This is a genomic window from Marinomonas sp. ATLA20, from assembly GCF_057180105.1.
This window is the reverse complement of record NZ_JBXUKU010000072.1, coordinates 1-219: the sequence shown is the minus strand read 5'-3', so window position 1 is coordinate 219 and position 219 is coordinate 1. Positions and strand designations below refer to the sequence as shown.

The window sequence follows — 219 nt, the reverse complement described above, 5'->3', positions numbered from 1 at the left end:
ACTAGACCATGTTGGAGTGGTAGTTCAGTTGGTTAGAATACCTGCCTGTCACGCAGGGGGTCGCGGGTTCGAGTCCCGTCCATTCCGCCATTACTTATTAAAGTGTGGCAAAGAGTTGAATTTACGAGCGGGTGTGTAGCTCAGTTGGGAGAGCGTCGCCCTTACAAGGCGAATGTCGGGAGTTCGAACCTCTCCACACCCACCACTTACTAAGCAGTG

The 219-nt window shown here is 52.5% G+C and carries 2 tRNA genes; both read left to right on the top strand.

The annotated features are described in order from the left end of the window. Positions 1-13 precede the first annotated feature (13 nt). Positions 14-90, top strand: a tRNA-Asp gene (locus tag AC2A4J_RS20495). 39 nt (positions 91-129) lie between these two features. Continuing rightward, a tRNA-Val gene (locus AC2A4J_RS20490) sits at positions 130-205 on the top strand. Positions 206-219: the final 14 nt, after the last annotated feature.